Annotated in this window: 7 protein-coding genes; 4 read left to right on the forward strand and 3 right to left on the reverse strand. The window is 72.5% G+C overall.

Annotated features, from left to right (window positions below; all coding sequences use genetic code 11):
• The first annotated feature begins 23 nt into the window (after positions 1 to 23).
• Complete coding sequence (locus tag ACZ4TV_RS24445) at positions 24 to 752, forward strand: hypothetical protein (protein WP_468136949.1); 729 nt, start codon at positions 24 to 26, stop codon at positions 750 to 752.
• Between the two features lie 101 nt (positions 753 to 853).
• Complete coding sequence (locus ACZ4TV_RS24450) at positions 854 to 2,146, forward strand: M18 family aminopeptidase (protein WP_468136950.1); 1,293 nt, start codon at positions 854 to 856, stop codon at positions 2,144 to 2,146.
• 31 nt (positions 2,147 to 2,177) lie between these two features.
• On the opposite strand, the gene ACZ4TV_RS24455 is transcribed toward ACZ4TV_RS24450, so the two are convergent.
• Entirely contained in the window at positions 2,178 to 4,001 is a 1,824-nt protein-coding gene (locus ACZ4TV_RS24455; protein ID WP_468136951.1) for an NHL domain-containing thioredoxin family protein, read from the reverse strand.
• 102 nt (positions 4,002 to 4,103) lie between these two features.
• Between ACZ4TV_RS24455 and ACZ4TV_RS24460 the strand changes: the two genes are divergently transcribed.
• Complete coding sequence (locus ACZ4TV_RS24460) at positions 4,104 to 4,658, forward strand: Uma2 family endonuclease (protein WP_468136953.1); 555 nt, start codon at positions 4,104 to 4,106, stop codon at positions 4,656 to 4,658.
• On the opposite strand, the gene ACZ4TV_RS24465 is transcribed toward ACZ4TV_RS24460, so the two are convergent.
• Together ACZ4TV_RS24465 and ACZ4TV_RS24470 are read right to left on the reverse strand one after the other, a co-directional pair.
• Positions 4,655 to 5,455 carry an ATP-grasp domain-containing protein gene (locus ACZ4TV_RS24465; RefSeq protein ID WP_468136954.1) on the reverse strand — a complete coding sequence of 267 codons (801 nt, stop codon included), beginning with the start codon at positions 5,453 to 5,455 and terminating at the stop codon, positions 4,655 to 4,657. The genes ACZ4TV_RS24460 and ACZ4TV_RS24465 overlap by 4 nt on opposite strands.
• A 131-nt stretch (positions 5,456 to 5,586) precedes the next feature.
• On the reverse strand, positions 5,587 to 6,366 hold the full coding sequence (locus ACZ4TV_RS24470; RefSeq protein WP_468136955.1) for a carbon-nitrogen family hydrolase: 780 nt from the start codon (positions 6,364 to 6,366) through the stop codon (positions 5,587 to 5,589).
• A gap of 150 nt (positions 6,367 to 6,516) precedes the next feature.
• On the opposite strand from ACZ4TV_RS24470, the gene ACZ4TV_RS24475 reads away from it, so the two are divergent.
• Positions 6,517 to 7,347 carry a maleylpyruvate isomerase family mycothiol-dependent enzyme gene (locus ACZ4TV_RS24475; protein WP_468136956.1) on the forward strand — a complete coding sequence of 277 codons (831 nt, stop codon included), beginning with the start codon at positions 6,517 to 6,519 and terminating at the stop codon, positions 7,345 to 7,347.
• Positions 7,348 to 7,518: the final 171 nt, after the last annotated feature.

Consider the following 7,518-nt stretch of genomic DNA (forward strand, 5'->3'; position numbering starts at 1 on the left):
TCGTTCATGGGACGCTCGTACGCATGAGTCCACAGGATCAGCACGGCAGCAGGGGGTACTCCGTCCCGACCGGACGGCCGTACGCCCTCAAAGAGCTGCAGGCGAGCCTGGGCAGCCTCGGCGACCACCTGCGGGAGCTGTACGACGGCGCCCACCCCGCCGAGTACGACGCGATAGCCGACGCCCTGTACGTGGCCTTCCAGACCGCCGCCGGGCTGGCCCCCGCCAGGAGCTACACGGGCTGCCCCGAGCACCCCAACGGCGCGCTGGACCCCGAGGCGCCCGACGGCTGGGGCCGCTGCCTCATCTGCAACGACCGGCGGCGCCTCGGGCGGCGGCTCCAGGGCGGCCGCGCGGCCGGCCCCGCCGCGGAGCAGCGGCGCCTCGGCTACCCGGTGCCCGAGGGCCCGTACACGCTCCAGGCGCTGCGCGCGTGCGTGCGTACCGTCGAGGACCAGCGCTTCCACCTCGGCCTGTCCTCCCCCGCGGAGGACTTCGTCCGCATCGCCGACGACCTGCACCGCGCCTTCATCGTCGCCCGCGAGCTGTCCCGGCCGCGCAACGCCTCCGGCTGCTCCGAACACCCCGGTGCCCCCATCGACCCCGACGCGCCCCCCGGCGAGGCCTGTATCTTCTGCGCCGGACGCAAGAGACGCGCGCAGCGCTCCCCGCAGACCCCGGAGATGCTCCCGCGCATCCGCCGGGGCGAGCGCAGGCAGCTGCAACGCCGATTCGAGCGCCCGCCGGGCTGAGAATCGACGGGACCGCAGATCACCCACCGTGCGGACCCTGACCTTCGGCCATCCGCCGCAGTCCGGCCATGGCGAACACGACCGTCGTTAAGGTGAACCACATGAGCTCTCCCGCCCGCTTCGACCGCGGCCACACCGACGACCTGATGACCTATCTGACGGCCAGTCCGTCGCCGTACCACGCCGTGGCCAACGCGGCCGAGCGGCTGGAGAAGGCAGGCTTCAGGCAGTTGTCGGAAACGGACGCCTGGGATGCGAGCACCGGGGGCAAGTTCGTGCTCCGCGGCGGTGCGCTCATCGCCTGGTACGTCCCGGAGGGCGCGGCCTCGCACACCCCCTTCCGGATCGTCGGCGCGCACACCGACTCCCCCAACCTGCGGGTCAAGCCGCTGCCGGACACGGGCTCGCAGGGCTGGCGGCAGATCGCCGTCGAGATCTACGGCGGCACCCTGCTCAACACCTGGCTGGACCGGGACCTGGGCCTGGCCGGGCGGCTGACCCTGCGCGACGGCAGCGAGCGCCTGGTGAACGTGGACCGCGCGCTGCTGCGCGTGCCCCAACTGGCCGTGCACCTGGACCGGTCGGTGAACAGCGACGGCCTCAAGCTCGACAAGCAGCGGCACATGCAGCCGATCTGGGGTCTGGGCGAGGTGCAGGAGGGCGACCTGATCGCCTTCCTGGAGGAGGAAGAGGGCCTGGAGCAGGGCTCGGTGGCCGGCTGGGACCTGATGGTCCACTCCATCGAGCCGCCCGCGTACCTGGGCCGCGACCGCGAGCTGGTGGCCGGCCCGCGCATGGACAACCTGGTGTCGGTGCACGCGGGGATCGCGGCGCTGGCGGCGGTGTCCGGCGCCGAGAAGCTCGACCACATCCCGGTGCTGGCCGCCTTCGACCACGAGGAGAACGGCTCGCAGTCGGACACCGGCGCGGACGGCCCGCTGCTGGGGAACGTGCTGGAACGTTCAGTCTTCTCGCGCGGGGGCTCGTACGAGGACCGCGCGCGGGCCTTCGCGGGCACCATCTGCCTGTCCTCGGACACGGGGCACGCCGTGCACCCCAACTACGCGGAGCGGCACGACCCCTCGCACCACCCGCGGGCCAACGGCGGCCCGATCCTGAAGGTCAACGTCAACCAGCGGTACGCGACGGACGGCAGCGGGCGCGCGGTGTTCGCGAGCGCGTGCGAGCGGGCCGGCGTGCCGTGGCAGACCTTCGTCTCCAACAACTCGATGCCGTGCGGCACGACGATCGGCCCGATCACGGCCGCCCGCCACGGCATTCAGACCGTGGACATCGGCGTCGCGATCCTCTCGATGCACAGCGCCCGCGAACTGTGCGGCGCGGACGACCCGTTCCTGCTGGCGAACGCCCTGGTGGCCTTCCTGGAGGGCTGAGCCCAGCTGAGCCCCCCAGGACGGCGGCACGTCACCCCTCGTCGTCCATCCCGGCGAGGACGAGGGGCAGCCGGGTCGCGCCACCGGAGGTGACCGTCACCGGCACCCCCCAGTCCTGCTGGTGGACGTGGCAGGCCGGGTACTCGTTCGACGGGTCGTCGTCGCAGGACGCCGCCATCGCGGAGACGTGCAGGACGCCCTCCGTGACGTCCTGGTTCAGCGCGAGCTCCCGGAACAGATCGGTCCCGGCGCCCTCGCCCGCCGTGAGGAGCTCGGGCGGGGTCGAGGAGACGAGCAGCCTGGTCGACGGTCCGTAACGGGTGTCGAGCTTCTGCCCGCTCGGAGCCCGGAAGACCACGTCCAGCCGGAGCGTGCCGGGTGCCACCTCGGTGGCGGCCCGCTGCGTGCGGTGGGCCACGGACTCGACCCGTACGGCCTCCTCCGGGAGCCGCAGCCGGGTCAGGCGGTGCCGGGCGGACTCGACGACCACGATGTCCTCACCCACCAGCACGGCGTCGCTGGGCTCGCGCAGATCGGTGGCCAGCGTGGAGACCTCCCCGGTGGCCGGGTCGTAGCGGCGCAGCGCGTGGTTGTACGTGTCGCACACCGCGACCGAGCCGTCGGGCAGGGCGGTGACCCCGAGCGGGTGCTGGAGCAGGGCCTGGCCCGCGTCCCCGTCCCGGTGCCCGAAGTCGAAGAGCCCGGTGCCGACCGCGGTGCGGATCGCGTAGCCGTCGGGGGTGTCCTCGACGTACCGCAGGGCGCTGGTCTCGGAGTCGGCGATCCACAGCCGGTCCCCGGCGGCCGCGAGCCCGGACGGCTGGGCGAACCACGCCTCGGCGGCGGGCCCGTCGAGCAGGCCCTCGTTGGTCGTCCCGGCCGCGAGCCCCACGGTGCCCGCCTCCGGGTCCCAGGTCCACAGCTGGTGGACACCGGCCATGGCGATCCAGACCCGGCCCTGCCACCAGGCCACGTCCCACGGCGAGGACAGGTCCACCTCCAGCGCCGGCCCCGAGGTCGGCGAGCCCTGCCACCACTGGCGCCCGGTCCCGGCGACGGTCTCGACGGCCCCGGTCCGCGGGTCGTAGGTCCGCAGGGCGTGATTGACGGTGTCGGCGACGACGACCCGGCCGTCGGGCAGCAGCGCCAGCCCCTGCGGCTCGCTGAAGCTCTGCGCGGTGAATCCGCGCTCCCCGCTCCCGATCCGCCGTACGACGCTCTCCCCGTCGGCGGCCAGCTCCACGAGCTGGTGCCGCGTGGAGTCCGAGACCAGCAGGTTCCCGGAGGGCAGCACGAGCGCCTTCCCGGGGAACCGCAGGTCGCTCGCCACCGGCTCGGGCGCCACGTACGGCCCGTCGCCGCGCCGCAGGGTGCCCTTGGCCTCGTGCTCGGCCTCCAGCTCCTCGACGAGCCGCGCGATGGCGTGCGCGTGCCCCTCGCCGGCGTGCTGCGCGACGATGTACCCCTCGGGGTCGATCACCACGAGCGTGGGCCAGGCCCGTACGGCGTACTGCTTCCAGGTCGCGAGCTCGGGATCGTCCAGCACGGGGTGGTGCACCTCGTACCGCTCGACGGCATCGACCACGGCGGCGTGCTCGGCCTCGTGCACGAACTTCGGCGAGTGCACACCGATGATCACGACGGTGTCGCGGTGCTTCTCCTCCAGCTCGCGCAGCTCGTCGAGGACGTGCAGGCAGTTGATGCAGCAGAACGTCCAAAAGTCCAGAATGACGATCCGTCCCCGCAGGTCAGCGAGGGTGTACGGGGTACCGCCTGTATTGAGCCAGCCGCCCTTGCCGATCAGCTCGGGGGCACGGACTCGGGCGCGACGGGGTGCGGGCGCGGCAGAATTCATGCGTCAAGGGTGCCACCCCCGAACATGTGCACCCGCAGGGGTGACGACGGGCGGCGGATCCCCGTGGGAGTCTGGCTGGAGGCAACGAAGGAGGCGTCCGGCATGACCACCGCGCACGACTACGGCCAGGGCATCGATCCCGAGCACGCCCTGAAGTACGCCGTGCAGCGGTTCCGCGGTGAGCGCGCCGAGCTGCTCGAAGGGGTCATCGACCACCTGCCGCCCGGCTGGGACCACGAACATGCCCGGCACGCCCTGCGGACGCAGTTGGCGGACAAGATCGACGCACTGGGGTGCATCGCAGGATCCGGCGACCTCGACCTGCCCGGGTCGCTGAACTGGTACGTCCCGGACATCGCCGTCGTACCCGGTGAACTCGCCCAGGGCGCCGGGGCCTTGCTGCCCGATCAGACCATCCTGATCGTCGAAGTGACCTCGGAGTCCAACGCCGAGGCCGACCGCGTCGTCAAGCGCCGGCGGTACGCGGAGTACGGCGCGCCGCTGTACCTCCTCGTCGACCGGATGGACAAGACCCTCACGCTCTTCGCCCAGCCCGGGCGGCTCGGCTACGCGAAGGTCGACGGGCCGCACGCCTTCGGGACGCCGGTGCGGCTGCCGGAGCCGTTCGACCTCGACCTGGACACCAGCGGGCTCTAGCCGAAGAGGGCGTGGAGGGATCTGGTCAGCGCCGTTACGAAGGAGTCCTGGACCTCCGCCGGGAGAAGGTCCAGGGAGAGGTACGGGTTCAGGTCTTCCAGCTCGACGAGGAGCAGGTCGCCGGAGGGGGTCCGGCAGGCGTCGACGCGCTGGATGCCGTGGTCGAGGGTGTTCCACGCGATGAAGGCGCGGGCGAAGGCCAGGTCCGCCTCGGTCGGGGCGTAGGGCCGCAGGTCCCAGCGGCGCGTCGGGTCCGGGGCGTGGAGCGCGTACTGGAAGGCGTCGTCGACGAAGTAGAAGGACACCTCGTACGTGAAGTCGATGCGCGGCTGGATCAGCACGGCCCCGGCCGGGCCGGTCGGTGTCGCGGTGAAGGCGAGGCCGATGGAGTCGGCGCCCTGCTTCGGCTTGACCACGTACTGCGGCACCTGCGGCAGCTCCGCCAGCCGGGCCGGGTCGTCGATCGTCGGGATGACCGGGTATCCGGCGGCCGTCAGGTCGAGGAGGTACTGCTTGCCCGCCATGTCGGCGCGGCCGGTGAGGGGGTTGTAGACCGGGGTGCCGGCGGCGAGGGCCGCGGCGCGGAAGGCGTCGTAGGCCTCCTGGTAGTGCAGGACCGGGCCGCTGTTGCGGACGATCACGCCATCGAAGCCGGGCATCAGGGCGCGGGCGTCCGCCGGGTGGCACAGGGCCAGCTCGAAGTGCGCCCGCAGGCGCGAGGTGAGGAATATGTCCTCGTCGCAGTAGCGGCGGCCGCGCGCCGGGTACGCCAGGTCGGTCACGTAGAGGAGTGGCATGACGGAAACCTATCGCGGGCAGTGATCAGGGCATGAAACACCTCGTACGGGACAAAGTGCCGGCCATCGGGGAGGAGGGACGACGACTACCGGCCCTGTCCGGCACGTCAGCGTCAGCGCGGCCGGACGGCTCAGCGGCCCAGGCGGCGGTCCTTCAGGGCCGGGAACTGGGCCCGGGTGTCGGAGACCTTGGCCGGGTCCAGGTCCACGGTGAGGACCTCCTCGCCGGGGCCCGCCTCCGCGAGGACCTCGCCCCACGGGTCCACCACGAGGCTGTGCCCGGCCTGTTCGACGCCCGCGTGGGTGCCGGCCAGCCCGCACGCCAGGACGTACGACTGGTCCTCCACGGCGCGCGCCCGGCTCAGCAGGGTCCAGTGCGACCGGCGGCGGGCGGGCCAGCCCGCCGCGACGACCATCGTGGTGGCCCCAGCGTCGACCAGGCCGCGGAACAGCTCCGGGAAGCGCAGGTCGTAGCAGGTGGCGATGCCGAGGGTCTGCTCCGGCAGCGCCACCGTGGTCAGGGTGTCGCCGGCCGACATGAGCACCGCTTCGCCCTGGTCGAAGCCGAAGCGGTGGATCTTCCGGTAGGTGGCGGCCAGCTCGCCCGCCGGGGAGAGGACGAGGGTGGTGTTGTAGAGGGAGCCGTCGCCCGCGCGCTCCACGACCGAGCCCGCGTGCAGCCAGACCCCGGCGTCGCGCGCGGCCTTGGACATGGCCTCGTGGGTCGGCCCGTCCAGCGGTTCGGCCTCGGTCTCGAACTGCTCGTAGGCGAAGGCCCCCACCGGCCACAGCTCCGGCAGGACGACGAGATCAGAGCCGGCCTGTTCACGTACGAGGTCGGCCACGCGGGCACGTCGGGAAGGTACCGACTCGCCCTCGTTCACTGCGATTTGGATCAGAGAGGCGCGCACACTACCACCGTCCTGGCATTCAAGCCGTCAACTCGGGCCTACGATCGTCACACGAAAGCACTGCCGGGGTGCTCACCGGCAGCGTAGTTTTGGAAACTGAGTCCACTGCTTCCGAAAACGCGTCACTGAACAGCACCGCGAGGGGTCCCGTTGACCGTCCATCCGCATCCCAGCCTCAAGCCCTATGCCGACGCGTGGACGCACTCCATCGAGGCGATATCCGAGCTGGTCCTCCCCTTGACGGAGGGCGAGTGGAACCGGGCCACCCCGTGTCCCGGATGGTCGGTCCGTGACGTCGTGTCACACATCATCGGCATCGAATGCGAGCAGCTCGGCGACCCGCGGCCGATCCACACCGTGGCGCGGGACCTGCGGCACGTGGTGGACGAGTTCAGCCGGTACATGGAGGTGCAGGTCGACGTGCGGCGGCACCACACCGCGCCGGAGATGACCTCGGAGCTGGAGTACACCGTCATCCGGCGCTCGCGGCAGCTGCGCAACGAGAAGCGGGATCCGGCCACGATGGTGCGGGGGCCGCTGGGCGACCAGGTGACGCTGGAGCACGCGCTGCGGCTGCGGGCGTTCGACGTGTGGATCCACGAGCAGGACCTGCGGGCGGCGCTGGGGGTTCCGGGGAACTGGGACTCGCCGGGTGCGTACGTGGCGCGGGACATCCTCCTGGCCGGCCTGCCCAAGGTGGTGGCGAAGCGGGCGGGGGCGCCGGCGAACTCGGCGGTGGTGATCGACGTGCACGGTCCGCTGGAGTTCATGCGGACGGTACGGGTCGACGCGGAGGGGCGGGGGACGGTGGACAAGGCGCCGTCGCTGGGCCCGGCGGTGACGCTGACGCTGGACTGGGAGACGTACGTCCGCCTGGCGGCGGGGCGGGTGCGGGCGCATGTCGTGGCCGACCGGGTGAAGGTGGAGGGCGACGCGGAGCTGGCCGGGGCCATCCTGGCGGGGTTCGCGGTCACGCCGTAGCCGCGCCATTTCAGCCTCGCCGGCGTTTGAGGCGCGGGGGTCCCGGGGGCTGGCCCCCGGCGGCGGCGCCGCACAAACCGGGGGGGGGGGGGGGGGGGGGGGGGGGGGGTGGGGCGGGAGGGGGGGGGGGGGGGGGGGGGGGGGGGTGTGCGTGTGGGGGGGCTCCGCCGC

It is taken from the genome of Streptomyces sp. NPDC028910 (assembly GCF_055564955.1).